Annotated in this window: 24 protein-coding genes; 10 read left to right on the top strand and 14 right to left on the bottom strand. The window is 70.4% G+C overall.

What is annotated here, in order from left to right:
- Positions 1 to 9 precede the first annotated feature (9 nt).
- Positions 10 to 2,949 (bottom strand): BTAD domain-containing putative transcriptional regulator, encoded by a 2,940-nt coding sequence (locus AB0B64_RS38410; RefSeq protein WP_358183939.1) that lies wholly within the window; start codon positions 2,947 to 2,949, stop codon positions 10 to 12.
- Positions 2,950 to 2,961: 12 nt separating this feature from the next.
- Positions 2,962 to 3,399 (bottom strand): S26 family signal peptidase, encoded by a 438-nt coding sequence (locus AB0B64_RS38405; RefSeq protein ID WP_357960564.1) that lies wholly within the window; start codon positions 3,397 to 3,399, stop codon positions 2,962 to 2,964.
- A 226-nt stretch (positions 3,400 to 3,625) separates the two neighbouring features.
- Here AB0B64_RS38405 and AB0B64_RS38400 point away from each other — a divergent pair, with 226 nt between their 5' ends.
- Together AB0B64_RS38400 and AB0B64_RS38395 are read left to right on the top strand one after the other, a co-directional pair.
- On the top strand, positions 3,626 to 4,471 hold the full coding sequence (locus AB0B64_RS38400) for a universal stress protein (RefSeq protein WP_358183936.1): 846 nt from the start codon (positions 3,626 to 3,628) through the stop codon (positions 4,469 to 4,471).
- 30 nt (positions 4,472 to 4,501) lie between these two features.
- The gene (locus AB0B64_RS38395; RefSeq protein ID WP_358183933.1) at positions 4,502 to 5,368 is read left to right on the top strand and encodes a universal stress protein; all 867 of its coding nucleotides are present in this window, start codon (positions 4,502 to 4,504) and stop codon (positions 5,366 to 5,368) included.
- Positions 5,369 to 5,392: 24 nt separating this feature from the next.
- Here the strand turns inward: AB0B64_RS38395 and AB0B64_RS38390 are convergent, their stop codons facing one another.
- Complete coding sequence (locus AB0B64_RS38390) at positions 5,393 to 6,034, bottom strand: response regulator transcription factor (protein ID WP_358183930.1); 642 nt, start codon at positions 6,032 to 6,034, stop codon at positions 5,393 to 5,395.
- 191 nt (positions 6,035 to 6,225) lie between these two features.
- On the opposite strand from AB0B64_RS38390, the gene AB0B64_RS38385 reads away from it, so the two are divergent.
- The 3 genes from AB0B64_RS38385 (at position 6,226) to AB0B64_RS38375 (ending at position 8,825) form a co-directional block, all read left to right on the top strand.
- Positions 6,226 to 6,825: a hypothetical protein gene (locus AB0B64_RS38385; RefSeq protein WP_357960575.1), complete on the top strand. Its 600-nt coding sequence runs from the start codon at positions 6,226 to 6,228 to the stop codon at positions 6,823 to 6,825.
- Complete coding sequence (ppk2, locus tag AB0B64_RS38380; protein WP_357960578.1) at positions 6,822 to 7,622, top strand: polyphosphate kinase 2; 801 nt, start codon at positions 6,822 to 6,824, stop codon at positions 7,620 to 7,622. The genes AB0B64_RS38385 and ppk2 overlap by 4 nt, the downstream gene beginning before the upstream one ends.
- Before the next feature lie 171 nt (positions 7,623 to 7,793).
- Positions 7,794 to 8,825 (top strand): hypothetical protein, encoded by a 1,032-nt coding sequence (locus AB0B64_RS38375; protein WP_358183927.1) that lies wholly within the window; start codon positions 7,794 to 7,796, stop codon positions 8,823 to 8,825.
- Between the two features lie 22 nt (positions 8,826 to 8,847).
- Here the strand turns inward: AB0B64_RS38375 and dxs are convergent, their stop codons facing one another.
- Together dxs and AB0B64_RS38365 are read right to left on the bottom strand one after the other, a co-directional pair.
- Positions 8,848 to 10,773: a 1-deoxy-D-xylulose-5-phosphate synthase gene (gene dxs / locus AB0B64_RS38370; RefSeq protein WP_358183924.1), complete on the bottom strand. Its 1,926-nt coding sequence runs from the start codon at positions 10,771 to 10,773 to the stop codon at positions 8,848 to 8,850.
- Between the two features lie 37 nt (positions 10,774 to 10,810).
- The gene (locus AB0B64_RS38365) at positions 10,811 to 11,491 is read right to left on the bottom strand and encodes a GntR family transcriptional regulator (RefSeq protein WP_358183921.1); all 681 of its coding nucleotides are present in this window, start codon (positions 11,489 to 11,491) and stop codon (positions 10,811 to 10,813) included.
- A 99-nt stretch (positions 11,492 to 11,590) separates the two neighbouring features.
- Here AB0B64_RS38365 and AB0B64_RS38360 point away from each other — a divergent pair, with 99 nt between their 5' ends.
- Positions 11,591 to 13,219, top strand: a complete 1,629-nt coding sequence (locus AB0B64_RS38360; RefSeq protein WP_358183918.1) for a GAF domain-containing protein — start codon at positions 11,591 to 11,593, stop codon at positions 13,217 to 13,219.
- A 30-nt stretch (positions 13,220 to 13,249) separates the two neighbouring features.
- Here AB0B64_RS38360 and AB0B64_RS38355 read toward each other — a convergent pair whose 3' ends face one another.
- The 3 genes from AB0B64_RS38355 to AB0B64_RS38345 all read right to left on the bottom strand — a co-directional run bounded on the left by AB0B64_RS38355 (position 13,250) and on the right by AB0B64_RS38345 (position 15,452).
- A complete protein-coding gene (locus tag AB0B64_RS38355; RefSeq protein WP_358183915.1) occupies positions 13,250 to 13,669 on the bottom strand; it encodes a pyridoxamine 5'-phosphate oxidase family protein in 420 nt (139 codons plus the stop codon).
- 131 nt (positions 13,670 to 13,800) lie between these two features.
- On the bottom strand, positions 13,801 to 14,481 hold the full coding sequence (locus AB0B64_RS38350; RefSeq protein ID WP_358183912.1) for an SDR family NAD(P)-dependent oxidoreductase: 681 nt from the start codon (positions 14,479 to 14,481) through the stop codon (positions 13,801 to 13,803).
- A 32-nt stretch (positions 14,482 to 14,513) separates the two neighbouring features.
- On the bottom strand, positions 14,514 to 15,452 hold the full coding sequence (locus AB0B64_RS38345) for an NADP-dependent oxidoreductase (protein ID WP_358183909.1): 939 nt from the start codon (positions 15,450 to 15,452) through the stop codon (positions 14,514 to 14,516).
- A 98-nt stretch (positions 15,453 to 15,550) separates the two neighbouring features.
- Between AB0B64_RS38345 and AB0B64_RS38340 the strand changes: the two genes are divergently transcribed.
- Positions 15,551 to 16,261 (top strand): helix-turn-helix domain-containing protein, encoded by a 711-nt coding sequence (locus tag AB0B64_RS38340; RefSeq protein ID WP_357960600.1) that lies wholly within the window; start codon positions 15,551 to 15,553, stop codon positions 16,259 to 16,261.
- A gap of 4 nt (positions 16,262 to 16,265) precedes the next feature.
- On the opposite strand, the gene AB0B64_RS38335 is transcribed toward AB0B64_RS38340, so the two are convergent.
- Positions 16,266 to 17,096: a glutamate ABC transporter substrate-binding protein gene (locus AB0B64_RS38335; RefSeq protein ID WP_358183905.1), complete on the bottom strand. Its 831-nt coding sequence runs from the start codon at positions 17,094 to 17,096 to the stop codon at positions 16,266 to 16,268.
- A gap of 142 nt (positions 17,097 to 17,238) precedes the next feature.
- Entirely contained in the window at positions 17,239 to 17,835 is a 597-nt protein-coding gene (locus AB0B64_RS38330; protein WP_357960605.1) for an XRE family transcriptional regulator, read from the bottom strand.
- A gap of 88 nt (positions 17,836 to 17,923) precedes the next feature.
- Here AB0B64_RS38330 and AB0B64_RS38325 point away from each other — a divergent pair, with 88 nt between their 5' ends.
- Entirely contained in the window at positions 17,924 to 19,540 is a 1,617-nt protein-coding gene (locus AB0B64_RS38325) for an MFS transporter (RefSeq protein WP_358183902.1), read from the top strand.
- Positions 19,541 to 19,658: 118 nt separating this feature from the next.
- Here AB0B64_RS38325 and AB0B64_RS38320 read toward each other — a convergent pair whose 3' ends face one another.
- From AB0B64_RS38320 to AB0B64_RS38305, 4 genes are all read right to left on the bottom strand, one after another.
- Positions 19,659 to 20,675 (bottom strand): LacI family DNA-binding transcriptional regulator, encoded by a 1,017-nt coding sequence (locus AB0B64_RS38320; RefSeq protein ID WP_357960611.1) that lies wholly within the window; start codon positions 20,673 to 20,675, stop codon positions 19,659 to 19,661.
- Positions 20,676 to 21,059: 384 nt separating this feature from the next.
- Positions 21,060 to 22,889 (bottom strand): RICIN domain-containing protein, encoded by a 1,830-nt coding sequence (locus AB0B64_RS38315; protein ID WP_358183899.1) that lies wholly within the window; start codon positions 22,887 to 22,889, stop codon positions 21,060 to 21,062.
- Between the two features lie 288 nt (positions 22,890 to 23,177).
- Positions 23,178 to 23,372 carry a ferredoxin gene (locus tag AB0B64_RS38310; RefSeq protein WP_357960616.1) on the bottom strand — a complete coding sequence of 65 codons (195 nt, stop codon included), beginning with the start codon at positions 23,370 to 23,372 and terminating at the stop codon, positions 23,178 to 23,180.
- 8 nt (positions 23,373 to 23,380) lie between these two features.
- Entirely contained in the window at positions 23,381 to 24,607 is a 1,227-nt protein-coding gene (locus AB0B64_RS38305; RefSeq protein ID WP_358183896.1) for a cytochrome P450, read from the bottom strand.
- A gap of 227 nt (positions 24,608 to 24,834) precedes the next feature.
- Between AB0B64_RS38305 and AB0B64_RS38300 the strand changes: the two genes are divergently transcribed.
- The gene (locus tag AB0B64_RS38300) at positions 24,835 to 25,482 is read left to right on the top strand and encodes a TetR family transcriptional regulator (RefSeq protein ID WP_358183893.1); all 648 of its coding nucleotides are present in this window, start codon (positions 24,835 to 24,837) and stop codon (positions 25,480 to 25,482) included.
- 180 nt (positions 25,483 to 25,662) lie between these two features.
- Positions 25,663 to 25,797, top strand: a complete 135-nt coding sequence (locus AB0B64_RS38295) for a hypothetical protein (RefSeq protein WP_357960625.1) — start codon at positions 25,663 to 25,665, stop codon at positions 25,795 to 25,797.
- Positions 25,798 to 25,847: the final 50 nt, after the last annotated feature.

Below are 25,847 nucleotides of genomic sequence, written 5' to 3'. Positions count from 1 at the left end.
ACAGCCGCGCTACAGCCGGGCGGTGAGCAGCCTTTCCAGCACCGGATCGCAGCGCGTCGCGGGATCGGCGAACAGCCCCGCGGCCTTGCCGGCGTCCGCCGCGGCACGCGGGTCGCCGAGGGCCGCGCGTGCTCTGGCGAGCTGCCGGAGGCAGGCGGCCTGGCCGTACGCGTCGCCGATCTTGGTGGTCAGCTCCAGGACGCGGGCCAGGTCGGCCACCGCCGCGGCCGGATCGCCCTGCCGAAGATGGATCTCGGACCTGCTGAGCAGCACCTCCCACTGGTCCTCCCGGTTGCCGGTCGCCTCGCAGCGGACCAGTGCCTCCGCCAGTACCGCCAGTGCCTTGTCCCGCTGGTCGAGCAGGCAGTGGGCGCGGCCGAGCGCGGCCAGGGTGATGCTCTCGCCGTACAGGTCGCGATCGGCCCGCCGGATGGCCAGGCACCGTTCGAAGCGGTCCACCGCCTCGCTGTGGCGGCCCAGCCGGAGCAGCACCTCGCCCAGGTTGTGCGAGACCAGTCCGACCCGGTTCGGCCGGTACGTCTTCAGCAGCAGCAGGCCCGCGCCGATGTGGTCGAAGGCCGCGTCGAGATCCCCGGTCTGCATGCACAGCCAGCCGAGATTGTGCAGCGCCAGCCCTTCCTCACCGCGTTCGCCCACGGCCCGCCAGAGGTCGAGCGCCCGTTGCAGGAGGGCGCGGGCCGCCTCGGGACGGCCGGACTTCCACTCCAGCAGTCCCAGCGTCGCCAGCGTGGCCGCCTCCGCGACGCGGTCGCCGTCACGCCGCGCGACCTCGATGGCGAGCCGCGCGATGGTCTCGACCTCCCGCCAGTAGCCGCTCTTCATCGCGATGGACTTGATCAGGGCCATCAGCTCGATGACGAAGCCGCCCTGCTCACCTTTCGCCGCCTGTACGGCCGCCGCCACCAGGCACGGCAGGTCCGTCTCCAGCCACCGTACGGCCGCGGCGAGATCCGGCAGGCCCACATCGGAGGCGTGCTCGCCCCCGCCGGCATGCATCAAGTGCGGTTGCAGCAGGGCCTGCAGCCGTCGGAGGCGATCGAGGTACCACCCCAGGGCCCGTCCGAGCGCCCGCGTACGCTCCCGCGGCGCGTCATGGGCGGCGGCCAGCTCCGCGGCGAACAGCCGCAGCAGGTCGTGCATGCGGAACCGGCCGTCGCCGACCGGCTCGAGCAGCCGGGCCTCGGTCAGCTCGTCGAGCGCGGCCTCCGCCGTCGTCTGGTCGATGTCGGCCAGCGCGGCGGTGAGCTCGACGCCGGCCTCGGGCACTTCCAGCACGCCGAACGCCCGGAAGACCGCCTTCGCGGTACTGGCCAGCGTTCCGTACCCGACCTCGAAGCAGGTTCGCACCCGCAGGTCGGCGGCCTGGAGCTCGTCCAGCCGCCGTTGCTGGTCGCCCAGCCGCTCGCCGAAGCGGGCCAGCGACCAGTCGGGCCGGCCCGCCAGCCGGGCACCGGCGATGCGCAGGGCCAGCGGATGGAAGCCGCACCAGCGGGCGATCTCCGCGGCCGCCTCCGCCTCGGCGCTCACCCGCTCGGGACCGGCCAGCAGCGTCAGCAGGCGCACCGACTCCACCTCGTCGAGCATGCCGACGGCGATGGGCACGGCGTCCATGGTGGTCAGCGCGGCGCGGCTGGTGACCAGCGCCGCGCAGCCGCCGCCCGCCGGTAGCAACGGCGCCACCTGGGCGGCGCCGACGGCGTTGTCGAGGACGACCAGGACGCGGCGGTCGGCCAGCAACGACTGGTAGTGAGTGGCCGCCTCCGCCGGTGCCGCCGGGACGTCGCCGGGCGGCACTCCGAGCGCGCGCAGGAAACGGCCGAGCACCTCGGCCGGCCGCAACGGTGGCAGGCCCGGCGTGGATCCCTGGAGATCCACGTAGAGCTGGCCGTCGGGATAGCGGTCGGCCACGCCGTGCGCCACCGTGAGGGCGAGCGCCGACTTACCCGCCCCACCGGGACCGTGCAACGCCGCCACAGGCGGACTCGCCGCGTCGCGCCCGTGCGGCGTCTCCACGGGCGGACCCGCGCCGGAACCGATCACGGCCGCGCCCGGCTCCCCGTACAGGATGCTGTGCAGGTGAGCCCGCTCGGCCGAGCGGCCCACGAACACCAGCGGCGCCCGGGGAAGCAGACGTGGGCGCGGACGCCCGTCGTCGACGGGCACGGCCACGGTGTCACGGTCGGCCGCCAGCAGGGCGGTGTCCCTGCGCAGGATCGCCTGCTGCAGCAGACGCAGGTCCGGGCCTGGATCGATGCCCAGCTCGTCGGCCAGCACCCGGCGGGCGGCCCCGAACGCGTCCAGCGCGCCGACCACGTCGCCGCAGCGGTAGAGGGCCGTCATGAGCTGACCGTGCAGCCGCTCGCGCAGCGGATACTGGCGGATCACCTCGCGCAACCGCGCGGCCGCGAGCTCGTTCCTGCCGAGGGCGAGCTGGATGTCGGCGTGTTCCTCCACCACGCCCAGGTAGTGGTTGGTGAGACGGGCGACCACCTCGCGCAGCGTGGGCCCGAGCGGCACGTCCTCCGCCGCCGTCCCCTCCCACAGGGCCAGGGCCTGGGTGAAGGCCTCCTCGGCGGCGCTCGTGTCGCGCTTGGCCAGCGCCTGGCGGCCGCGCGCGGACAGCGCCTCGAACTCCAGGAGGTCGAGCTCCTCCGGTCCGGCCCGCAGCAGGTAGCCGACGTCGGAGGTGACCAGCCGCTCCTCATCCGGCAGCAGCTTGCGCAGCTGCATGAGGTACGTACGCAGGTTCGCCACCGCGGAGCGGGGCGGCCGCTCGTCCCACACCTCCGCCACCAACGACCTGATCGGTACGACGTGACCCGCCCGGGCCAGCAGCATGGCGAGAACGGTACGTTGCTTGGGCGCCGTGATCCTGACCGGCGATCCGTTGACCTGGATCCGCATCGGCCCGAGAAGTCGAAACCGCACGATGTACCCGCTTTACAGCGGTGACCCGCCCAACCGGCGCAGCGCGACACCGAGCAGGCGGTCGGCGTCGAAGAACCCGCGCTGCCGGGAGTCGACGCTGTCGATGTTGTCACCCAGGACGACCAGCGCGCCGGCGGGCACCCGGGCCACGCCGTCCCCGATCCCCGGCGGAACGGGGTCGCCGGGTAACGCGACGGCGCGCTTGATGTTCCAGTGCCGGCCGTCCCGTCCCGGCGGTCCGAGCCCCGCGGCGGTGAGCGGCGGTTCGAGCACGACCACGTCGCCCGTGGCGACCTGGTCGATCCGGCGCCTGCGTACCAGAACCAGATCTCCGTCGGAGAGCGTCGGGGCCATGCTCGTCCCCTCGACCGTGACCACCACGTAGCGCCTTCGCGCCCACAGGGCGCCCGCCACCGCCGCCAGTACGAACCCACCGATGATCATCTTCATGGCGCTCTTCCACGGTCGGCCCTGCGAGGAATGAGTCTTCTTCCCGCGAAACGATCTACGTTGGGACGTGACCCTGTCAAGGCGCGGATTCCGCGGATTGCTCCATCGCGGGACCAATGGCAATCGTATTCGGGACTTCGGCCCCCTGTGGTCGGCCGCCTGTTTCGCCAGGCTGGAGCTGAGGTTCCAGTGCGGGAAGGGGACCGTTCAGGAAGGGGAATGCGTGATGACCAGACGGATCGTGGTCGGCGTGGACGGGTCCGAGCCGGCGACAGCGGCGGTGCGGTGGGCCGCCGCCGACGCGCGGCGCAGGGGACTGGCCCTGCGGATCGTGCATGTCTGCGAGCCGTGGCCGTACGGGCTCGCCGCGTTCAGCGCGGAGTACTGCGCGGGCACGCTGGATGCCGCCGCCGACCAGGCGCGTGAGCTGGCGGAGGGCGTGGAGGTGACGACGGAACTGCACACCGGGAACCTGGTCGACGAGCTGATCGGCGAGTCGGCCGCGGCTGACAGCCTGGTGCTGGGCAGCAGAGGGCTCGGCGGTTTCAGCGGCATGCTGCTCGGCTCGGTCGGCACCGCCGTCGCGGGCCACGCCTGGGGCCCGGTGGTGATCGTCCGCGGGCCCGGCCAGGAAGAGCACGGCCGGATCGTCGTCGGCTATGACGGGTCCGAGGACTCCGAATTCGCCATGCAATACGCCATCGAGCAGGCCCGCGTCCGCCACGCGCGGCTGCACCTCCTGTACGCCTGGCAACTGCCGCTGTTCTCCCCGTACGCGGCCGCCTACGACAGCCTGCTGGAGAACGCCTTCCAGCACGAGGTCCGTACGGCCGGCGAACGGGTGAACCCCTGGCGCGAGAAGTACCCCGACATCGAGATCACCGACGAGCAACTGTGCGAGCACCCGGCCGGCGCCCTGATCAAGGCCTCGACCACGGCCGACCTGGTCGTCGTCGGGTCGCGTGGGCTGGGCGGCTTCGCCTCGGCGGTGCTGGGCTCGGTCAGCCGCGCCGTGCTGCACCACGCCACGTGCCCGGTCGCGGTCGTACGGCCGCACCCGGAGAGGCCATGAACGGCGACTCGCCGACCACGGAGGACGACGATGAGCGGAACGATCGTGGTCGGCGTGGACGGCTCGCCATCGGCCGGATCGGCGCTCGGCTGGGCCGCCGACGACGCCTCCCGCAGGGGACTTCCCCTGCGGATCGTGCTCGTGCGCGAACCCTGGGCGGCCGAGCATCCGCCCACCGCGGCCGGTGACCGGCAGACGCTGACCGAGCGGTGCACGTACGTGCTCGACACGGCCGCCGACCAGGTACGGAGACTCATCCCCGAGCTGGAGGTCTCGACGGCTCTGGTCACGGGCGCGGTGATCGAGCGGCTGAAGATCGAGTCGGAGACGGCCGACAGCGTGGTGGTGGGCAGCAGAGGGCTCGGCGGATTCGCCGGACTGGTGCTGGGCTCGGTCGGGCTCGGCCTGGCCGGGCACGCGCGCAGCCCGGTGGTCGTCGTCCGGGTGCCCGGCCCCGGGGGCCACGCGGAGATCGTGGTCGGCTTCGACGGCTCCCCGTTCGCGGAGTCGGCGCTGGAATACGCCCTGGAACAGGCCAGAGCGCGGCGCACACTGGTTCGTGCCGTGTACGCCCGGCGGACACCGATGCTCGCCCCGCAGCTCACGGGGTACGGCCCGCTCCTGACCGGGACGCCGGCCGATGAGGAGGCGGAGATCCGGCTGCGCCTGGCACCGTGGCGCGAGAAGTACGTCGACGTCGAGATGATCGAGTCGATCGTCCCGGGACACCCGGTCCCCGCCCTGGCCAGGGCGTCCGAGAGGGCGGCGCTCGTGGTGGTCGGATCGCGCGGACTGGGCGGCTTCGCCGCGGCGGCGCTCGGGTCGGTCAGCCACGGTGTCCTGCACCGGGCTCGCTGTCCGGTGGCCGTGGTGGGCGCTCCGCGGATCACGACGTGACAGACCATCCGAGGTCTCGGGCCGTCAGTCTCGCCGATCCATCCGCAGTCGTGCCGAGAGTGCCGCCGCCTGCGTACGGCGCTGCATGTCGAGCTTGGACAGCAGATTGGACACGTAGTTCTTGACCGTCTTCTCGGCCAGGAACATCCGCTCGCCGATCTGCCGGTTGGTCAGCCCCTCGCCGATCAGGTCGAGGATGTTGCGCTCCTGCTCCGACAGCGCCGCCAGCGGGTCCCTCCTGGCGGCCTGCTCCCGAAGCCGCTGAAGCATCGCCGCGGTGGTCTGCGGATCGAGCAGCGACTGCCCCGAGGCGACCGTACGCACCGCGCCGACCAGGTCGGAGCCGTGGATCTGCTTGAGCACGTACCCGGCCGCGCCCGCCATCACCGCCTCGAACAGCGCGTCGTCGTCGGCGTAGGAGGTCAGCATCAGGCACGCCAGCCGCGGCAGCCTGGACCGGGCCTCGCGGCACACGTCCACGCCGTTACCGTCGGGCAGCCGGACGTCCAGCACCGCCACGTCCGGCTTGAGCGCCGGGATGCGGGCGATCGCCGACTCCGCGGTCCCGGCCTCGCCGATCACCTCTATGTCGTCCTCGGCATCCAGCAGGGCGGCCACGCCGCGCCGTACCACTTCGTGATCGTCAACGAGGAACACCCGAATCATGCTCCGACGCTAACCGGCCAGGTCAACCGCGGAATAGAGGCCAAAGTCCCAAAAGCGAGTGAAGACCAAAGCACTCAATAGGCAGGACTTTCGCCCCTAGGAGGCATGGAGCTGCCGCTGTGGGATGCGAGGGGATGAGGCAGGGCAAAAACAGCAGGTGGCAGCCGGTGAATACGACAGGAACGGGTTAGATGGGCACCGACAGGATCGACCGAGCAGTCCCACGCGCCGGTACCCGTCGGCCGGCGCTGATGCCGGCGGTGGCGACCGTGGGATTCGCGGTGAACTTCTGGGCGTGGGCGCTGCTCAGCCCACTGGGCCCGCGCTTCAAGGAACTGCTGGGACTGTCGGCGGCCCAGCAGGCGCTGCCGGTGGGCGGGTTCGTGATCCTGGCCGCAGTGTTCGCCGTCGTCGCGCTCTGCGCCACGGTCCTGGCGTTCACCCCACCGCTGATGCCGCTGGGCACGGTCGCGTTCCTGACCATGGCCGCGGCGCTCGGCGCCGGCAGCGGGGCCACCTTCGCCCTGGTCGCGGTGGCGGCCCCGGTCGACAAGGTCGGCTCGGTCACGGGCCTGGTCGGCGCCGCCGGTGGGCTGGGCGGGTTCGTGCCGCCGGTGGAGATGGGGTTCGTCTACGGTCTGTTCGGCTCCTACGGGGTGGGCCTGGCCCTGCTGGCCGGAGTGTCGGTGCTGACGCTGGTGCTGACTTTGACCGCGGTGCGTGCCACGGCCAGGCGGCGCTCCGCCGCGCTACCGGTGCCGTTCGGACCGTTCGCCGAGGAAGCCCGATGACGAAGAGACTGCCGCGCAAGGTGTACGAGAAGGAGCTCTTCCGCCTGCAAGGAGAGCTGGTGAAGCTGCAGGAGTGGGTGCGCGTGCGAGGCCGGCGAGTGGTCGTGATCTTCGAGGGGAGGGACGCGGCGGGCAAGGGGAGCACGATCAAGCGGGTCTCCGAATACCTCAACCCGCGCGTGGCGCGCATCGCGGCGCTCCCGGCACCGACCGAGCGTGAGCGGTCGCAATGGTACTTCCAGCGCTACATCGAGCATCTGCCCGCCGCCGGGGAGATCGTGCTGTTCGACCGCAGCTGGTACAACCGCGCGGGTGTCGAACGGGTGATGGGATTCTGCACCCAGGAGGAATACACGCGATTCCTGCACCAGTGTCCGATTTTTGAACGGTTGCTGGTGGAGGACGGGATCCTGCTGCGCAAGTACTGGTTCTCGGTGAGCGACGAGGAGCAGGAGCGGCGCTTCCACGCCCGGCTGAAGGATCCGATGCGGCAGTGGAAGCTGTCGCCGATGGACCTGGAGTCGATCAATCGCTGGGAGGACTACTCCAGGGCCAAGGACGAGATGCTGGTGCACACCGACATCCCAGAGGCGCCGTGGTACGAGGTGGAGAGCGAGGACAAGCGGCGGGCCAGGATCAACATGATCGCGCACCTGCTGTCCACGATCCCCTATGAGGAGGTGCGGCGGGCGGAGCTGAAGATCCCGCACCGCCCGCCCGCCACCGGCTACCGGCGCCCGCCGCGCAGGCCGGAGACCTTCGTGCCGGACGCCGCGGCGGACCTGCGCTTGCCATGACATGACGATCGAAGCGCTGATGGATGAAGGAGTCGTGCGAATGGCGCCGGCCGACCGGATCCCGTACGCCCTGGCGGCCTGACCGAGGCGGACCCGAAGAGTGCCGTATGGCCGTGATCGATGGGACTTTGGCCTCTGCCGGTGGCAGGCACACGGGCGGATCGTGGGGCTATGGCGATCCGCGGCCTGACCTGGGAGAACGACATGACCATCGACATCGCGCTCGAGGCGGCGCGCTGGGCGCCGTCGGTGCACAACACCCAGCCCTGGACCTTCGCCGTCACGGGCCAGGAGATCGCCGTCCGCGCGAGCACCGATCGCAAACTGGCCCTGGAAGACCCTGGCGGCAGGGAAATGCTGATCAGCTGCGGGGCGGCCGTGTTCAACCTGCGTACCGCGCTGCATCAGGCCGGCCGCGAGCCGATCGTGCGGATCCTGCCCGATCCCGACCGGCCCTCGCTGCTGGCGACGGTACGGCTGGGCGAGGCCGTCGAGCCGGACGAGCACACCAGCATGCTGGCCGGGCAGATCGAGGTGCGGCGTACGCACCGGGCGGGATTCACCAAGACGCCCGTGCCCGAGCGGCTCGTGGCACAGTGGCAGCGCGAGGCCGCCACCGAGGGCGCGACCTTCACGCCCGTCGGGGCGCCCGCCGCCGTACGGGCCCTGGCCGCGCTGACCGAGGCGGCCCAGGCCGTCCAGTCGCAGGACTGGCCCTTCACCCTCGAGGTCATGCGGTGGGCGCGCCCACCGGGAAGCACCCGAGGTGACGGCGTGCCCGCCGACTCCTACCCCAAGCGGCCGGCTGACGCCGACCTTGAGCAGCCGACCGGCGCGTACCCCGAACAGCTGAGCGGTGAATTCGCCCAGCGCGACTTCGCCCACCAGCACCCCTGGGGGACCGACACCGACCAGAGCATGTCACGCGCCACCGGGGTGGTGGCACTGCTGACCACCCGTGAGGACACCCGCGAGGCCTGGCTGGCGGCCGGGCAGGCGCTGCAACACGTGCTGCTGCACGCCTCGGCTCACGGAGTGAGCGCCGCCTTCCACACCCAGGCGCTGGAGGAGCCGCACCTACGCGACTTCCTCCGGCAGCGGATGTGCGCGGGCGCCTACCCGCAGATGCTCATGCGGCTCGGCATCGCCGCCGACGAGAGCCACGGGGTCCGCCGCCCGCTCTCCGACCTGACCGACTCATGATCCTCCGCCCGATCCATAGGAGTCAGGAGGCGGAGGCGTCCTGGGGTTGGCGCGTGAGCCGCAGGAAGGTCTCCTCGACCTGGCGGGCGATGTCCGCCGCGGTCAGGCCGAGGCGGGCGAGCACGCGATCGCGGCCGGCGTGGTCGAGGAACGCCACCGGTACCCCGAAGTCACGCATCGGCACGTCGACCCCCGCGTCGCGCAGAGCCTGCGCGACGGCGGAGCCGACGCCGCCGGCCCGTACCCCGTCTTCCACCGTCAGCACCATGCGGTGCCGGGCGGCGAGGCCGGGCAGCAGGTCATCGACCGGCTTGACCCAGCGCGGGTCGACCACCGTCGCGGTGATGCCGTGATCGGCCAGGCGCTCGGCGACCCGCAGGCACAGCGGAGCCAGCGCGCCGACGGCCACGATCAGGACATCTGCCACCGGTTCGGTGTCCGTGCTCTGGCGATCAGCAGTGGCTTCCCGGAGCACGTCCATGCCGCCGATCCGCCCGACGGCCGGGATCGGGGCACCGACGCTTCCCTTCGGATAGCGGACCAGTGTGGGCGCGTCGTCCACCGCCAGCGCCTCGCGCAACTGTTCCCGCAGGCGTTCGCCGTCCCGGGGTGCCGCGATCCGCAGCCCCGGTACGACCTGAAGGACGGCCAGGTCCCATACGCCGTTGTGAGAGGCGCCGTCGTCACCGGTGATCCCCGCCCGGTCCAGGACGAACGTCACCCCGCACCGGTGCAATGCCACATCCATCAGCAACTGGTCGAAACAACGGTTGGCGAATGTGGCGTACACGGCGACGACCGGATGCAGCCCGCCCGTGGCGAGTCCCGCCGCGGCGGTGGCCGCGTGTTGCTCGGCGATGCCCACGTCGAGGACCCTGTCGGGGAAGCGCTGGGCGAAGGGTTCCAACCCGGTCGAGCGCAGCATCGCCGCCGTGATCGCCACCACGTCAGGTCGTTCGGCACCGATCCGCACCAGCTCCCCGGCGAACACCGAGGTCCAGTCCTCTCCGGCCACGCGCAGCGGCACCCCGGTGTCCGGATCGATCACCTTGACCTGGTGGAACCGCTCGTCGGACTGCTCGGCCGGCGGATAGCCCCGCCCCTTCTCCGTGATGCAGTGCACGATCACCGGGCCGGAGAACTGTTTGGCCAGGTGCAGCGCCTGCTCCACCGCCGCCCGGTCGTGACCGTCGATCGGGCCGACGTACTTCAGGCCAAGGTCTTCGAACATGCCCTGCGGCGCGACGAAGTCCTTGAGCCCCTTCTTGGCACCGTGCAGAGCGTCGAACAACGGACGCCCGATCATCGGGGTGCGGTCGAGGATGTCCCGGGTACGCCGCAGGAACCGTTCGTAGCCGTCGGTGGTGCGCAGCGCCGCCAGGTGGGTGGCCAGGCCGCCGATCGTCGGTGAATAGGAGCGCTCGTTGTCGTTGACGACGATCACCAGCGGCAGCGACGGGTCGGCGGCGATGTTGTTCAGCGCCTCCCATGCCATCCCGCCGGTCAGGGCGCCGTCCCCGATCACGGCGACGACGTGGCGGTCGCGCAGACCGGTGAGACGGTGGGCCTTGGCCAGCCCGTACGCCCAGCTGAGGGCGGTCGAGGCGTGCTGGTTCTCCACGACATCGTGCGGGGACTCGACCCGGCTCGGGTAGCCGGAAAGCCCGCCTTCCTGCCGCAATCGCGAGAAGTCCTGCCGCCCTGTGAGCAATTTATGCACGTACGCCTGGTGGCCGACGTCGAAGATGACGCGGTCGGTGGGGGAGTCGTAGACCCGGTGCAAGGCGATGGTCAGCTCCACGACGCCGAGGTTCGGCCCCAGATGGCCGCCCGTGCGGGAGACCGCGTCGATCAGGAACTCACGGATCTCGGCGGCGAGCCGGTCCAGCTCCGCGGGGCTTAACCCGTTGAGATCCGCCGGACCGCTGATCGACGACAGAACGCTCATGGGACGACCACTGCTCCTTCGCGAAGTCTTCTTAACCTCAAGTGGTGGGCCCGCGCTGCGGCTCGCCGCCCGACGACCAGTCACCCGGAATGTGCGACAGATGCCGACGCATCAGCTCTTCGGCGAGCGCACGGTCGCCCTTCAGGACCGCCGCCAGCAACGGACGGTGCTCCGCCGCGGAGCCGGCCAGGTCACCGTCCGCGGTGAGGCGGCGCAGGTTGTACAGGCGGGTCTGGTCGCGCAGGCACGCCACCGAGTCGACCAGTCGCCGGTTCCCGGTCGCCTCCAGCAGCAGGAGGTGAAAGTCGCGATCGGCCTGAAGGTTGCCGGCCAGATCGTGCTCCTCGGCCGTCCGCTCGATGACATCGACAAGGTGCGACAGCCGCTCCACACGATCCCCCAAGCCCAACTCGGCCGCCCGGCCCACCCCGGGAACCTCGAGCATCATGCGCAGCTCGAAGATCTCGGTGAAGTCCTGCTCGGTGAACGACACGACACGGAATCCCCGATTGGGCAGCGCCTCCAGCAGACCCTCATCGACCAGGGCGAGCATCGCCTCGCGTACCGGACTCGTGGACACCCCCAGCTCCGTCGCCAGCGATGCCGCCGAATACACCTCGCCCGGCTCCAGGGAGCCCGTGACCAGCGCCTCCCTCAGCACCGACAGCGCCTGATCGCGCAGACTCGTCCGCTGCAGGGAAGCTCCCGTCAAAACCATGGCCAGTACTATATCACCGATTAGCCGTCACGTCTCATAGGCCACCAGGGCTGTTCGAGGGAGCTTTACCGATCGATCGTTCGGGCAGAAACTGCGAGTATGAGCGATGGATCGGTGATGCCGTCCATGCGGCTGGACGAGCTGCTGGCTGAGCTGCAGGTGCGGCTGAACGCGGTGCTCGCCACGCGCGACCGCGTGCACGCGCTGCTGGACGCGGTGGTGTCGGTGGGCAGCGATCTCGATCTGGGAACGGTGCTGCGGCGGATCGTGGAGACCGCGGCCAACCTGGTGGACGCCAGTTACGGCGCACTGGGGGTGATCGGCCATGAGAGCACGCTGATCGAGTTCATACCCGTGGGATTGACCGAGGAAGAGATCGCCAAGATCGAACACTGGCCGCACGGGCTCGGCCTGCTCGGATTGTTGATCAAGGACGCCCGGCCGCTGCGACTGGCGCGGATCGCCGATCACCCGGAATCCTACGGTTTCCCGCCCGGCCATCCGCCCATGGGCACCTTCCTGGGCGTGCCGATCCGGATGCGGGAGGAGGTGTTCGGCAACCTCTACCTGACGGAGAAGCGCGGTGGCGGCGAATTCGACGAGGAGGACGAGGCCGTCGTCATCGCCCTGGCCACCGCGGCGGGCGTGGCGGTGGAGAACGCGCGCCTGTACGAGCAGACCCGGCGGCGGGAGAAGTGGCTACGGGCCTCCTCGGAGATCACCACCAGCCTTCTGTCCGGCACCGATCCGCGCGACGTCCTCGTCACACTGACCAGCAAGGCCAAGGAGATGACGGATGCCGACCTGGTCGAGCTGATGGTGCCCGCCGACGGCGGCACCCGGCTGGTGGTGGAGATCGCCGAGGGTGACCGGGCGGACGAGCTGCTGGGCACCTCGTGCGCGGTGGCCACGACGATGGCGGGGGAGGTCTACACCCGCGGCGAGTCGCTCACCGAGGGCGACATGCGGCTGCTGGTGCCCTTGGGCGCGCCGCCTTCGGTACGCGGGGTGGTCGCCATGAGCAAGCGCTCGGGGCGGCTGCCGTTCAGCGAGGCCGACGGCCACATGCTGGGGGCCTTCGCGGGCCAGGCGGCCATCGCGGTGGAGCTGGCCGAGGTGCGTCGCGCCGCGGAGCGGCTCAGCCTGCTGGAAGACCGTGACAGAATCGCCAGGGACCTGCACGACGTGGTGATCCAGCGGCTGTTCGCGGTGGCCATGACGCTGATGGGCGCCGTCAGGCTGATCGAGCGTCCTGAGGCCACGAGCAGGGTCCAGCACGCGGTCGACGAGCTGGACGAGACGATCCGGCAGATCCGAGCCAGCATCTTCGCCCTGCAGGGCTCGGGGACGAGCGGGCTGCGCGGTCAGGTCGCCGAGCTGGTCGACGGGGCCGCCGCGCACCTGGGCTTCCGTCCCGGACTGCGGCTAGAGGGGCAGCTCGACACATTGGTCAGCCAATCGGTGGCCGAGCAGGTGGCGGCCGTGCTGCGCGAGGCCCTGTCCAACCTGGTACGGCACGCCAAGGCGGCCAAGGCCGACATTCTGCTGGAGGCGGCGGCCGGCCGGCTGACCCTGGTCGTCACCGACAACGGGGTGGGCATCGAGCCCGATGGCCGGCACAGCGGGCTGGCCAACCTGGAGGAACGTGCCACCCGGCTGGGCGGCACGTTCACCGTCGATTCACCCGAGGGCGGCGGAACCCGGCTCAGCTGGTCGGTCCCGCTGTGATGCGGTGGTTCAGCTGGTCGGTCTGGCTGCTCAGGTGGTCGGTGCCGCGGTGATGCGGCGGCCGGAAACCTGCTCGGCCGCCACCACGATGTAGTGGTCACGGCTGCCCGGCGCCCACGGCACCAGGGGGAGCTGTGCGAGGCGGGCCATCTCCTCGGGCTCGTGTACGGCTCGCGCGTGCCCGACCGCGGTCACGGACCAGCCGGTACGCGCGTCGGGGTCGAACTCGTCGGCCTCGAAGGCGACCACGCTCCGCTGGGTGGCCGCGGCCAGCTTGGAGCCGACGGAGGTGCGGATCACGATGTGCTCGCCGTACAGGCAGAAGTTGACCGGCTGGACGGCGGGCAGGGCCCGGTCGGTGAAGACGATCCGGCCGATCCGCGCCGTGTCCAGCAGGTCGAGGCACTCCTGGCGAGAGAGCACCTGCAGGCCGGACGCGTCTAGTTGCATGCTTCCCAGCATCAGCGGATCGGGGAGGAGACGTTAGAGTCTTTCGTCCTTGCTTCCCGGCCATGCGGCCAGGACCGCCGTCCTGGCCGCATCCCCGCCCTGACAGGAGCGTCCACGAGCAACCCCGGATATCAGCCCGTGAACTCCAGCTCGGCCCGGTCGCGGCCGCTGTACAGATCCCAGTAGACCGCCGCGATGTCGTCCGCCTCCGCCGTGGGGAAGCCCGCCGGCGCGTTCGAGCCGATCCAGACGCTGATCGCCACGTGCGCGGCGTAGACGCCTCGGTCGGCCAGGACGCCGTTGAGGTTGAGCACCCAGTTGCGCAGGGCGGCGGCGGCCGCGTTGATGTTGCCCATCATCGGGTTCGGCGTGATGGAGCCGCCTCCCGTGGTGAACAGGAGGGTGCCGGCGCCGGCTTCGAGCATCGCGGGGAGCACCTGGTTGGCGGCGGTGACCGCGCCGTACAGGTAGTAGTCGATCTGCGGCTGGAGGTTGTCCACGGTCACCTCCAGCGGGCCGGCCATGGTGATGCCCGGGACCGGGGTGTGCGGGGCGGGGGAGTACTCCAGTACGTCGATACCGCCGAAGTGCGCCGCCGCTTGTTCCAGGGCGACGGCCAGGGCGGGGCGGTCCATGATGTCGGCGGGGAAGGCCGCCGCGGTGACGCCCGAGCCGGCGAGCTCGGCGACAAGCTCATCCAGTTTGTCCTTGCCGCGGGCGATCAGGGCGACGTCGAAGCCGTGTCCGCCGAACAGCTTGGCGATGGACAGGCCCATACCGGGGCCGGCACCGACGATGGCGAGGGTGGGCATGATCAACTCCTGTCAGGTGAAGGGAAACAGACTCAGGCGATGGAGACCGCGAGCTTGCCCTGCGCGCCGGCGCCGAAGTCGGCGAACGCCTGGGCGACCTGGTCCAGCGGGTAGGTGGCGGTGATGGGCACTCGCAGGGCGCCGGCGACGGCATCGGTGGCCAGCTTGTCCAAGGTGACCTGGTTCGGGTCGGCCATCACCGAGGTGACGCTGACCTCCCGGCCCTCGACCGCGTCGGGGCCGAAGCCGAGAGTGGAGGCGAGCCGGCCGCCCGGCCGCAGCAGCGCCGCCAGCTGAGCGCCGTCGCCGGCCAGGTGCAGCACCGCGTCCACGCCGTTCGGGGCCAGGGCGCGCACCTGCGCCTCCACCTCCGCGGTGAAGTCCACCAGGTGGATCTCGGCGTCGGTCAGCCCTCGTACGAAATCGCTCTCCGCGCCTGGTCGCGCGGTGGCGAGCACTCGGGCGCCGCGAGCCACCGCGACCTGTACGGCGAGCGCGCCCACGCCGCCGGTGGCGCCGGAGATCAGGACGGTCTCGCCCTTCTGCGGGTCCACGGCGTCGATGCTGTCCAGGGCGGCCGTTCCGGCCAGTCCCAGCGCTCCGGCCGTAGCGGTCGAGAGCCCCTGGGGAATGTGCGCCACGCCGTAGGCGGCGGGCACGACGAGGTACTCGGCGAGCGAGCCGGTGCCCAGGAACGGCTTCATCGCCACGCCGAAGACGTGGTCCCCGACGGCGAACCCCTCGGCGCCTTCGCCCACGGCCTCGACCGTGCCCGCGAAGTCCTTGCCCGGGATCAGCGGATAGCGGTGCTCCATCACCTGCTGCAGGTAGCCGGCCGCGGTCGCCGCGTCGAAGCCGTTGATCGACGAAGCGGCGACCTTCACCAGCAGCTCACCGGCTTCGGGCCGGGGCGCGGCCACCTCGGTGATGGCGGGGCTCGCGGGGACGGAACTCAGGGCGATTGCGCGCATGGCGACTCTCCTCAATTAATCGGAACGGCTTATCCGTTTGTTCTGTGCAGCGTAACACCAGAATCGGATAGACCATTCCGATTCTGTATGATGGCTTCATGAGCCCTGCCGCCCGCCGCGTCCCCGCTTCCCCAGACCCCTCGGCAGACCCCTCGACCCAGGGCCTGCGCATCGATGCCCGGCACAACCGCGATCGCATCCTGGCCGCGGCCCGGCGGGTCTACGCGCGCGACGGCATCGAAGCGTCGATGGCCTCCGTGGCGCGCGAGGCGGGGGTCGGGATCGCGACGCTCTTCCGGCATTTCTCCGCTCGCGAGGACCTCGTCGCGGCCGTCTTCGCCGACACCATGCAGACGTACGCCGATGCCGCCGCCACCGCGCTGGCCGACCCCGATCCGTGGCACGGATTCACCTGGTACATCGAGACCGTCTGCGGCATGCAGGCCGCGGATCGCGGTTTCTCCGAGGTGCTGACCATGACCTTTCCCAGCGCCAGGGCCATGGAGGCCAAACGGGACGAGGCCTACCGCGGCTTCAGCGAGCTGGTCGTACGCGCCAAGGAAGCCGGCCGGCTGCGCCCCGACTTCACCACCGAGGACCTGGTCATCCTGCTGATGGCCAACGCCGGTGTCATCGCGGCCACGGCCGGCGCGGCCCCGGAGGCGTGGCGCCGGCTCGTCGGCTGCATGATCCAGTCGTACGCCGTCCCGGACCCCGCGAACCCCGAGCCCCTGCCGCCCGCGCCCACCCCGACGGCCCTGTACCGGGCGATGATCCGCTTGAGCCGCGCCCCCGCAGAACGCCGATGACCTCTTAGGCGCAGCCTTCGAACTGCGGCACTGAGGTGGATATCGAAAGACCCGTCGCGCCGAAGTGTTTGCGGAGGAGCTTGGGCGCCGTTAGGGACTGGTACATCGCGGTGATGGCCCGGTTGACCGCCTCGCATCCCGCGACGTCGCCATGGCGGAGGGCCACGCCGTACCGCTCCTCCGTGAACGGGGCGTGAACGATGGTGTACGCGCCCTTGTCCCGGGCGGCGAACCCGGCGAGGATCAGGTCGCCGGTGGAGACCGCGTCCACCGCGCCGGATCTGAGGAGGTCCACACACTCGCTGTAGGTGCGGGCCGGGACCAGGACGGCGGCCACGCCGCGGCCTTCAATGATCCGTGACGTGGAGATGGAGCCCTGGGCCTCGCACAGTTTGCGCCCCGCGAGATCTCGTACGTTGCCGATGTTCGTCGTGCCGTTGCGGACCAGGATGTCCTGCTGCGAGACGTAGTACGGCCCCGCGAACGTCACCTGCATCTTGCGCGGTGGGCTGATGGAGTAGGTGGCCACCACCATGTCCGCCTCGCCGGAGTTCAGTTTGGCCTCCCGGCCTTCCGACGTCGTGGCGACGAAGGAGACCTTCTTGCCCAGGTGGCCGGCCACATAGGTGGCCACGTCGACGTCGAAGCCCTCGAAGGTGCCCTGCTTGGTCCGCAGGCCCAGGCCGGGCTGGTCCGGCTTCACCGCGACGATCAGCTCGTCCTTGTCCAGGATGGACGGGGTATGGCGGAGGACGCTCATCCCGCACCCGGCCGATGTCAGGGTGATGGCCGCTGCCACGGCGACTCGCGCGAGGCCGCCGACTAACTTGCTCATCGCTCCTCCGGGGTGCGGGCCTGCCGACGCGAGCCCCACGGTAGGGAAGGACGATGAAGCAAGAGTGAACCAGCGGTGGCGGCACCCGGTCGAGATGATGACGGCGGACGCGGTTTCTAGGACCTGAGGTCCCCGAGCTCTCTCACTCGGCCGAGCCAGGTCTCGGTGCCGCGCGGATGTGCGTGCGTTCGCCCTGTCTCCCGATGAGACTCAGGAACTCGACGGGACCGGCGCTGGTGGCCCCGAACCAGTGCGGGGTGCGCGTGTCGAACTCCGCCGCCTCCCCGGGCTTCAGGATGAGGTCGTGTTCGCCGAGTACGAGGCGGAGCGTTCCGTTGAGGACATAGGCCCAGTCATAGCCCTCGTGGCTGCGCAGGTCGGGTTCGGCGTCGTCGCTTCCGGCCGGGAGGACGAACTTGTAGGCCTGGATCCCTCCGGGCCTCCGGGTCAGCGGCAGGATGACGGCGCCGTCGCCACGGGAGATGGGCCGCAGATTGACGCGGGGGTCGCCGGTCGGCGGCGCGTCCACGAGCTCGTCGAGGGTGACCCCGTAGGCGCGAGCCAGCGGTAGCAACTGCTCGAGCGTGGGACGTCGCAAGCCCGCCTCGAGCCGGGACAAGGTGCTGGTGGAGATCCCGGTCTCCGCCGCGAGGTCGGCGAGTGTGACGTCCCGATGCAGCCGAAGGCGTTTCAACCTCGGTCCGACGGCGTCGAGAGTGCGGTCAATGGCCTCATCCATCCCGCCATTTTGCCATTCGGCAACAACGTTTGCACATCCGCCTTGACGCTCAGCACCATGAGGAACGCACCTGCATGAAAGGAATCCCGTGAGTACGAACCCGTCCTCAGACACGGAAGCCCCCGGCCCGACCGTCCAAGACCCACGACAACGACGTACGATCTTGGCCGGGGTCTGCGTCGCGCTCATGGCGGTCATCGCTTCGGTGTCCGGGTTGAACGTCGCCCAGCCGGAGCTCAGCGTCGCGTTCGACACCTCGCAATCCGAGGTCCTGTGGTTCATCAACATCTACACCCTCACTCTGGCCGCGTTGCTCCTGCCGCTCGGCGCGCTGGGCGATCGGTGGGGCCGCAGGCCGGTGCTGCTCGCCGGCCTGCTCGTCTTCGGCGTGGCGAGTGCGGCGGCCGGGGTTGCCACGTCGTCCGAGCTCATGCTCGCCGCGCGTTTCCTGAGCGGCGTAGGCGCGGCGATGATCATGCCGGCCACCCTCGCGGTCATCACCTCGACCTTCCCGGACGAGGAACGCGCCAAGGCGATCGGCGTGTGGACCGGCGTCGCCGGCGGTGGCGGCATCTTGGGGATGTACCTGTCGGCCATCCTGGTCGACCTGGCGAGCTGGCGGTGGCTCTTCGTCCTGCCGGTCGTGCTCGTCGTCGTCGCCATCGCCATGACGCTGCGATCCGTCCCGAACTCGCGCGAGGCGTCCGGGCACGGGTTCGACGCCGTCGGTTCGCTGTCGTCCGTGGTCGCGGTGGTCGGTCTCGTCTTCTTTCTCCAGGAGGGCCCCGAACGGGGCTGGACCGCGCCCGCGACGCTACTGAGCCTCCTCGTCGGCGTCATCGCCGCCGCCGGATTCGTGGCATGGGAGCTACGCCGGCCGGCGCCACTTCTCGACGTCCGCCTGTTCCGCGAGCGAGGTCTCGCGAGTGGTTCCGTGTCGCTCCTGGCCGTCTTCGGCGTGCAGGCAGGGATCTTCGTAGTCCTCTTCCCGTACTTCCAGGCGGTGCTCGGCTGGTCCGGCCTGCGCTCCACCCTGGCGCTCATGCCGATGGCGCTGCTGATGATGTTCGCCTCCGGTCTCGCCCCGAGGGTGGCCGCGCGCGTCGGCGGCCGCTCCACGATGGCCTCGGGGATCTTCCTGGGCGGCGCGGGGCTGGTCCTCATGGCCACCTTCGTCTCCGTCGACGGCGGCTACCTGTCGATCCTCCCCGGCATGCTCGCCATGGGACTCGGCATGGGTTTGACGATGACGCCCGCCACCGAGGCCATCACCGCCGCCTTGCCGCGCGCGCGTCAAGGTGTCGCGTCCGCGCTCAACGACGTCACCCGGGAATTCGGCACCGCGCTCGGTGTCGCGCTGCTCGGAGCGGTCCTGACCGCCGGCTACCGCGGTGCCATCGATGCCCGCCTCGACGGAGTACCAGGCGCCGACACCGCCCGTGAAGGCGTCGTCAACGCCCTCACGGCCGCCGACGGGGCCGGCCCCCAGGCGCGGGCGCTGATCCGAGCCGCCCAGGAGTCCTTCGTCGACGGCTGGCAGCAGGCCATGTGGGCAGGCGCGGCGGTCATGGCGGTCCTGTTCGTCTACGTTCTCGCGCGAGGTCCGCGGCAACGTACCCTGGGCTCCGATAGCGACAACCGGGAATCCATTCCTGTCCGGGGGAGTGCTCAAAAGGCAAGTCGAATCGATTCGACTGGGCCATGAGCGTCTCTTGGCGGGGTGATCAAGAGCCAGGAAACGGTCGCGACATGCCGCCGTCGCGCGGACCGGACCTGGATGGGACCTGGAGTGGGTCTCAGGCGCCGGCGTCAGTCGTCAGTCGTCAGGAGCGGGGCCGGGCGGGCCCGGTCGTGGCGCGCAGCGAGATCGGCGGGGCGATCAGGAGGTGACGGTGCGGGGTGGCCGGGTCGGCGATGCGCTGGATGAGCAGCTCGACGGCGCGGGCGCCCATCTCGCCGGCGGGGACGTCGGCGGCGGTGAGCGGCGGGTGCAGGTTCTCGGCCCAGTGCTGGGCGGCGACGCCGGCGATGGAGAAGTCTCCGGGCACGGTCAAACCCGCCTCGGCCAGCGCCCGGTACATGCCGGACACCGCCGCCTCGTTGATGGTGGCGATGGCGGTCAGCTCCGGATGGTCGGCGAGCAGCTGCCGCAGGCAGCTCTGCCCGGCCTGGGCGTCGTCGGCGCAGCAGACCCGCACGCCGTGCAGGCCGCGTTCGGCGATGGCGCGATCGAAGCCGGCCTGCGCGCGGTGGCCCGGCCCATAGCCGGCGGCGACCAGCTCGGCGTTGCGGTTGACCAGCGCCAGGTGCCGGTGGCCGAGATCGGCCAGGTGGTGGACGCACTTGGCGATGAGCGTCTCGTAGTCGATGTCCACCCAGGACATGTCCTCCGGCCGGCGGGTACGGCCGATGCCGACGAACGGCGGGCCGCTCTCCAGCAGCCGGGTCACCCGGTCGTCCTCCAGCCGGATCTCCATCAGGATGACGCCGTCCACGCGCCGGCCGGTGACCACGCGCTCGAAGGAGCGGTCGTGCTCGCCGCCCGAGGGTGACAGCAGGACGTCGAGGTCGGCGCGGGCGGCGGCGTCGACCATGCTGGCCACGAAGCCGAGCTGCATGTCGGTCAGGCGCTGGCTGGCCGGCGGGATGACCAGGCCGATGGTGCGGGTACGGCCCTCCTTGAGCGCCCTGGCGGCGGCGTTGGGCCGGTAGCCCAGCTCGTCGATGACGGACTGGATGCGGCGCTTGGTCTCCTCCGACACCGGGCGCTTGCCGGTGAGCGCGTACGAGACGGTGCTGCGCGACACGCCCGCCCGCCTGGCGATCTCTCCGATGTTCACCCGTACTCCTCGTCCAATCCACCGCTCGGCGACCATCGTAAGTCGAACCGGTTCACGAGATGGCACGTCATCGCATTCCGTGGCGCGGACGGGTCGTCTGCCGCGCATCGCTCGCGACATCTATGGCGCTCGGCCGCCGACCCCGTCTTGACGCTGTTCAGCGGCCCGTACTTCTACCAGGACCCTGTCGACGGCTCGTACGTCTTCACCGTCTACCAGACCGGCCGCCGCTACCGGATCAGTGCTCGACCTCATGCCGATCGTGCTGGGGGAGGAGCTGTCGCGACCCATCTGGGCGCCCTCGACCGTGCTGATCGAGGACGGCCGGCGCGTACCTCATTCTCGCCGCGGCCCACGAGCGGCGGTGTGCCAAGCCCGTACCCGTCACCGGCCCCAGAGCCGCCAGGTCTGGTTGAGCGGACTGGCCTGGCCAACCGGGTTGCAGGTCCACTGAAGAATGGGCGCCCTGGGGGCGGTCGAGATGGTGCTGACGTCGACGCACTTGCCGCTGTGCCGGGCGACGAGCTGATAGTCCCGGGGATCGTTGCCCGCGTAGGTCACCTTGCGCAGGGCGAACTGCTGGTTCTGCGCCCCGCCGGCGCAAGTCCGCTGGCTCACCGGCGTGCCGTCGGCTGTGGCCGCCGCGTTCACCTCAAGGCACTTTCCGCTCTGCTGGTTGACCAGTGTGTACGTGCCGGTCACGCCGGTCACCGGCTGGAAGTTCCACAGTTGCTGGTCGCCGCCCTCGCAGGGGAACTGCTGCTGTACGTTGCCGTCGGCGGTGCTCAGATCGGTGTTGTCCAGGCATTGCTGGGAGTGCTGCGCGACCGCCACGGACTGGAAGCCGCCGTCCGATGGCGGCAGCAGCGTGACGGTGAACGTGTCGTCGGCGTTGGTGTGCGGCAGGTTCAGCGTGATCGCGTTCCCCGACAGCGTCAGGACCGTGTTCTGCACGGTGATCGGCCCCTGGACCGCGCCGCCGCCGTTGTACGGGACGCGCTGCACGACCGCGCGGACCTGGTTGTTCTGCACGATGCCGCTGGTGGTGTCGAGGCGGCGCAGACCGACGGCGATGTTGCCGGTCGTCCCGCCCCCGCCCACCAGGACCTTGGCCACGCCGGCCGCCTTGGTGGCGAAGGCGTCGTAGGCGGCACTCGGGGTCGTCGAGACGATCTGGCCGGTCTGGGAGGCGTAGAAGCGGTAGACCCACCATTCGCCCTTGGGCAGATGCCGGCCGGCGCTGTCGCGGACGAGCAGGTTGCCCAGATCGTTGTGCAGGTTGCCGGCGCTCGCCCAGTTCGCGCGTAACCCGTCGGCGCCCGCGCGCTCCAGTCGGGCGATGTACCACGACCCGTCTCCCGGGTTCTGCTCGTTGGAGGCGCCGTACTCGTTGATCTGGTACGGCCGCGGGTGCGGGACGCCGCGCGGGTCGAGCGTGGCGTTGGCGGCCGCCACGTTGGCCACCGGGTCGCCGGGCAGGGAGTGCCAGCTGACGATGTCAGGGATGACGTTGTTGGCGCGGACGAAGTCGAGGTAGCCGTTCCACCAGGCGTTCGTCGTGGAGGGCACACAGGCGCAGCTCGGCCCCACGATCAAATGGTTCGGGAAGGCGGCACGGATGCGCTGGTAACTGCGCCGCCACAGCTCGAAGTACTGGGCCTGCGGGCGGTTCCAGAACAGGGAGATGTTCGGCTCGTTCCAGATGTCCCACTGCACGGTGATTCCGGCGGCTCGTACGTCGTTGATCAGGCGAGTGAGGAAGGCGTCGTAATCGGCCCAGTTGCCGTTGTCGCCCGGAAAGCGGGAGATCGGATACCCGTCCGCGCCCCATAAATCATGCGGAAGGATGATGAACTGGCCGCCGAGCGCGATCGTCCGCCGGGCCTGGGCCAGCGTCGCGTTCCACCTGCGGTCGTAGGCGCCCGACACCCAGCCGCCGGGTGAGCCGAGCTGCGCGCCACCGGCCCGCATGTACCGGAACTTGACGTCACGGTAGAAGTGATCCGCCGGTCCGGACGCGTTCTCCGTCATGCCGTAGATCCACCCGGACGCGCGGTAGGTAGGGGCGCCACCGGCCGAGCCGAAGTCGACACTGATGGATTCGTCCGCGGCGTGCGCCGGCGCCGGGATGGTGAAGGCGATGAGCATCCCGGCCAGAAGCCCGGTGACGCGAGCGAGCCGTCTACCGGGCGGTCGTGGGGTTGCCGTGAACATGTGCGGCTCCTTCGGAATCAATTCGACGGCTGTGCCCGTACGTATGGCCGGGCTTTCGCCCATCGCACGGACACGTCTGCGGCGGCTCTGACGAATCGATTCGACCGGAGCGTAGATCCGGTGTCGAAGGTGTGTCAATGGCCTTCATGTCCCGCGTTCCTCGCGCGGGCTCCGGGGCGGGAACCACGGCGGTCAGGATCGCTGACCGCCGTGGAGACATGGTGTTCGGGCCGCACGATTACGGTGCGCACGTCGTGACGGAGACCTGGACGCGCATGGGCGCGGGGGTCATTCCTCGACGGTGATGGCCAGGGCCGGGCAGACCATGGCGGCCTGTTGGACGTCCGCCAGCCGCTCGGGCGACGGGTCGTCGTTCAGCAGCACCACGATCCCGTCCTCGTCGCGCTGGTCGAACACGTCGTCGGCGGCCAGCACGCACTGCCCGGAAGCGACGCACTTGTCTTGGTCAATAATGATCTTCATGATGTCCTCTACCAGGTGACGGGCAGTTCGTAGGCGCCGAAGATGAAGCCGTCGTGCTTGAAAGGGATCTCATCCAGCTCGGCGGCGAGTGCCAGGGTGGGGATCCGCCGCAGGAGGGCGGTGTAGGCGACCTGCAGCTCCATCCGCGCCAGCGGCTGTCCCAGGCACTGGTGAATCCCGTACCCGAAGGTCACGTGGAGCCGGGCGTTGCGCTGGAGGTCGAGCCGGTCCGGGGCGGGGAAGACGGACGGGTCGCGGTTGGCGGTCTCGTTGACCGCGATGATGCCCTCGCCCGCCTTGATGACCTGGCCGGCGATCTCGATGTCGGCCAGGGCCACCCGGCGCAGCCCGCCGTGGGTGATCGTCAGGTAGCGCAGCAGCTCCTCGACCGCCGAGGCGACCAGCTTCGGGTCGTCGCTCTCCCGTACGAGAGCCGCCTGGTCCGGGTTCTGCAGGAGGGCCAGCGTGCCCAGCGTGATCATGTTCGCGGTGGTCTCGTGCCCGGCGAACAGCATCAGCACCCCCATCTGGGCGGCCTCCGGCCGGGTCAGCTCACCGGCCTTGACCCGCTCGACCAGCCCGGACAGCAAGTCGTCGGCGGGCTTGGCGAGCTTCTCGCCGATCAGCCCGTCCAGGTACTCGGCCAGCCGCCGCTGGGCTCCTCCCCGCTGCTCGGGGGTCGAGTTGCGGTTGATGATGGTCCTGCTGTTGGCCTGGAAGAAGTCGTGGTCGTCGTAGGGCACGCCGAGCAGGTTGGAGATGACCAGCGAGGGCAGCGGCAGGGCGAACCCCTCGACGAGGTCGGCGGGCTTCGGCCCGGCCAGCAGCCGGTCGATCAGGTCGTCCGCGATCTGCTGCGTGGCCGGCCGCATCGCCTCCACCCGCTTGACGGTGAACGCCGAGGTGACCATGCGCCGCAGCCGGGCGTGCTCGGGGTCGTCCATCATGATGAAGCCGATGCCGCCCGAGCCCCCCTCCTGGGCGGCCATGCTCTCCATCGACGCGGCCTCCGCCGGGGAGAGCCGGGGGATGCCGCGCGCCGGTTCGACGCTGACCCTCGGGTCGCCGAGCAGGGCGCGGTGCTCGGCGTGGCCGGTCACCAGCCATGGGGTGCTGCCGTCCCACAGCCGGACCCGGGTCAGCGGGCCCTCCTCCTGCCGGGCTCGCATCGCGGGCGCCGGGTCCATCGGGCACGTCGCCGACCTGGCGATGTCGTACTCCGGGATTGTCGTCACTGCTTCCTCCTCGAATCGAAAGGCTAAGCAATTAAATCAATCGATTGATTTAAACTCTAGCGGTGGATGGGCACCTGTCAAACGGCGGGCAGAGCCGCTGATCGGCCCATTGCATAAGCTGTCCTTCCATCACGCCTCGCCGTACACGGCCGAGGACCTGCGACGACCTGAGGGACTGAGGCCGTCGCGGGCTGCGCGAAGTCCCGGTGCGGTAGAAGACGACGATCATGAAGATGACACGAGACGAGCAGGTCAGCGCGACGCGGGAAGCCCTTCTCGCCGCGGCCGAGCGGCTGTTCGCCGAACGCGGGGTGCACGCCGTCGGCAACCGCCAGATCAGCGAGGCCGCCGGGCAGGGCAACAACGCCGCGGTCAGCTACCACTTCGGCACCAAGGCCGACCTGATCCGCGCGATCGCCCGCAAGCACACCGGGCATATCGAGCGCATCCGCGAACGCATGATGACCGGCATCGGCGACTCCGCCGACCCGCGGGACTGGGCGTCGTGCCTGGTCCGCCCCTTCGCCGAACACCTGGAGACCCTGGGCAGCCCCACCTGGTACGCCCGGTTCACCGCGCAGGTCATGGCGGACCCCGCGCTCAACGCGGTCATGGTCGACGAAGCCCTGACGGCCGCCCCGATCTTGCGGTTGTTCCGGGACGGCCTGGCCCGGTCCCTGCCTGACCTGCCCGACGAGATCCGCCGCGAACGCGTCACCATGGCCCGCCACCTCATCGTGCAGATGTGCGTCGAGCGGGAACGGGCCCTCGCGGACGATGCCCCCACCCTCCATCCGACCTGGGACGACCTGGCCGCCAGCCTGATCGACGCGATCGTCGGCCTGTGGCAGGCCCCGGTGACACCCCGCTCATAACCGGCCCGCCGTCTGCCCAGCCCGCCGACCAGTCGAGGCGGCAGGCGGCCCCCCAAGTGGACGACTTGAGCCCTGTTAAATCGCGTGCTTGACTTGGCTAAATCATCTGGTTTACTTGCGTGGCATGGCACGCCCTGTGGTTCGGCGCGCACCAGTGCCTGGGTCAAGCCGCTGGCCCGCATGGAGCTGCAGGTGGTCCACGGCACCCTTTACCGGCACGTTCCGACGCTGAAACTGGCCACCGACCTGCACCAGGTCCCGGTCAAGTTCAACGGGTCGGTCTACGGCGTGCACGAACTGCCCGTCACCTGGTGACCCATGGAGGTGGGGGGGGGGGGCGGGGACCCCCCCCCCCAAAAGGGTAG

The organism is Nonomuraea sp. NPDC049129 (assembly GCF_040648495.1).
Taxonomy (GTDB): Bacteria; Actinomycetota; Actinomycetes; order Streptosporangiales; family Streptosporangiaceae; genus Nonomuraea.
The sequence above is the reverse complement of the archived record's forward strand: the minus strand, read 5'-3'. Positions and strand labels throughout refer to the sequence as shown.

Excerpts from the sequence above, each read along its gene's own strand:
- AB0B64_RS38345 (WP_358183909.1), bottom strand. The coding sequence starts at position 15,452 with ATGCGCGCAATCGCCCTGAGTTCCGTCCCCGCGAGCCCCGCCATCACC.
- AB0B64_RS38315 (WP_358183899.1), bottom strand. The coding sequence starts at position 22,889 with ATGTTCACGGCAACCCCACGACCGCCCGGTAGACGGCTCGCTCGCGTC.
- AB0B64_RS38375 (WP_358183927.1), top strand. The coding sequence starts at position 7,794 with ATGGCGATCCGCGGCCTGACCTGGGAGAACGACATGACCATCGACATC.
- ppk2 (WP_357960578.1), top strand. The coding sequence starts at position 6,822 with ATGACGAAGAGACTGCCGCGCAAGGTGTACGAGAAGGAGCTCTTCCGC.
- AB0B64_RS38365 (WP_358183921.1), bottom strand. The coding sequence starts at position 11,491 with ATGGTTTTGACGGGAGCTTCCCTGCAGCGGACGAGTCTGCGCGATCAG.
- dxs (WP_358183924.1), bottom strand. The coding sequence starts at position 10,773 with ATGAGCGTTCTGTCGTCGATCAGCGGTCCGGCGGATCTCAACGGGTTA.
- AB0B64_RS38335 (WP_358183905.1), bottom strand. The coding sequence starts at position 17,096 with ATGAGCAAGTTAGTCGGCGGCCTCGCGCGAGTCGCCGTGGCAGCGGCC.
- AB0B64_RS38340 (WP_357960600.1), top strand. The coding sequence starts at position 15,551 with ATGAGCCCTGCCGCCCGCCGCGTCCCCGCTTCCCCAGACCCCTCGGCA.
- AB0B64_RS38355 (WP_358183915.1), bottom strand. The coding sequence starts at position 13,669 with ATGCAACTAGACGCGTCCGGCCTGCAGGTGCTCTCTCGCCAGGAGTGC.
- AB0B64_RS38360 (WP_358183918.1), top strand. The coding sequence starts at position 11,591 with ATGAGCGATGGATCGGTGATGCCGTCCATGCGGCTGGACGAGCTGCTG.
- AB0B64_RS38330 (WP_357960605.1), bottom strand. The coding sequence starts at position 17,835 with ATGGATGAGGCCATTGACCGCACTCTCGACGCCGTCGGACCGAGGTTG.
- AB0B64_RS38295 (WP_357960625.1), top strand. The coding sequence starts at position 25,663 with ATGGAGCTGCAGGTGGTCCACGGCACCCTTTACCGGCACGTTCCGACG.
- AB0B64_RS38300 (WP_358183893.1), top strand. The coding sequence starts at position 24,835 with ATGAAGATGACACGAGACGAGCAGGTCAGCGCGACGCGGGAAGCCCTT.
- AB0B64_RS38310 (WP_357960616.1), bottom strand. The coding sequence starts at position 23,372 with ATGAAGATCATTATTGACCAAGACAAGTGCGTCGCTTCCGGGCAGTGC.
- AB0B64_RS38390 (WP_358183930.1), bottom strand. The coding sequence starts at position 6,034 with ATGATTCGGGTGTTCCTCGTTGACGATCACGAAGTGGTACGGCGCGGC.
- AB0B64_RS38395 (WP_358183933.1), top strand. The coding sequence starts at position 4,502 with ATGAGCGGAACGATCGTGGTCGGCGTGGACGGCTCGCCATCGGCCGGA.
- AB0B64_RS38405 (WP_357960564.1), bottom strand. The coding sequence starts at position 3,399 with ATGAAGATGATCATCGGTGGGTTCGTACTGGCGGCGGTGGCGGGCGCC.
- AB0B64_RS38400 (WP_358183936.1), top strand. The coding sequence starts at position 3,626 with ATGACCAGACGGATCGTGGTCGGCGTGGACGGGTCCGAGCCGGCGACA.
- AB0B64_RS38385 (WP_357960575.1), top strand. The coding sequence starts at position 6,226 with ATGGGCACCGACAGGATCGACCGAGCAGTCCCACGCGCCGGTACCCGT.
- AB0B64_RS38350 (WP_358183912.1), bottom strand. The coding sequence starts at position 14,481 with ATGCCCACCCTCGCCATCGTCGGTGCCGGCCCCGGTATGGGCCTGTCC.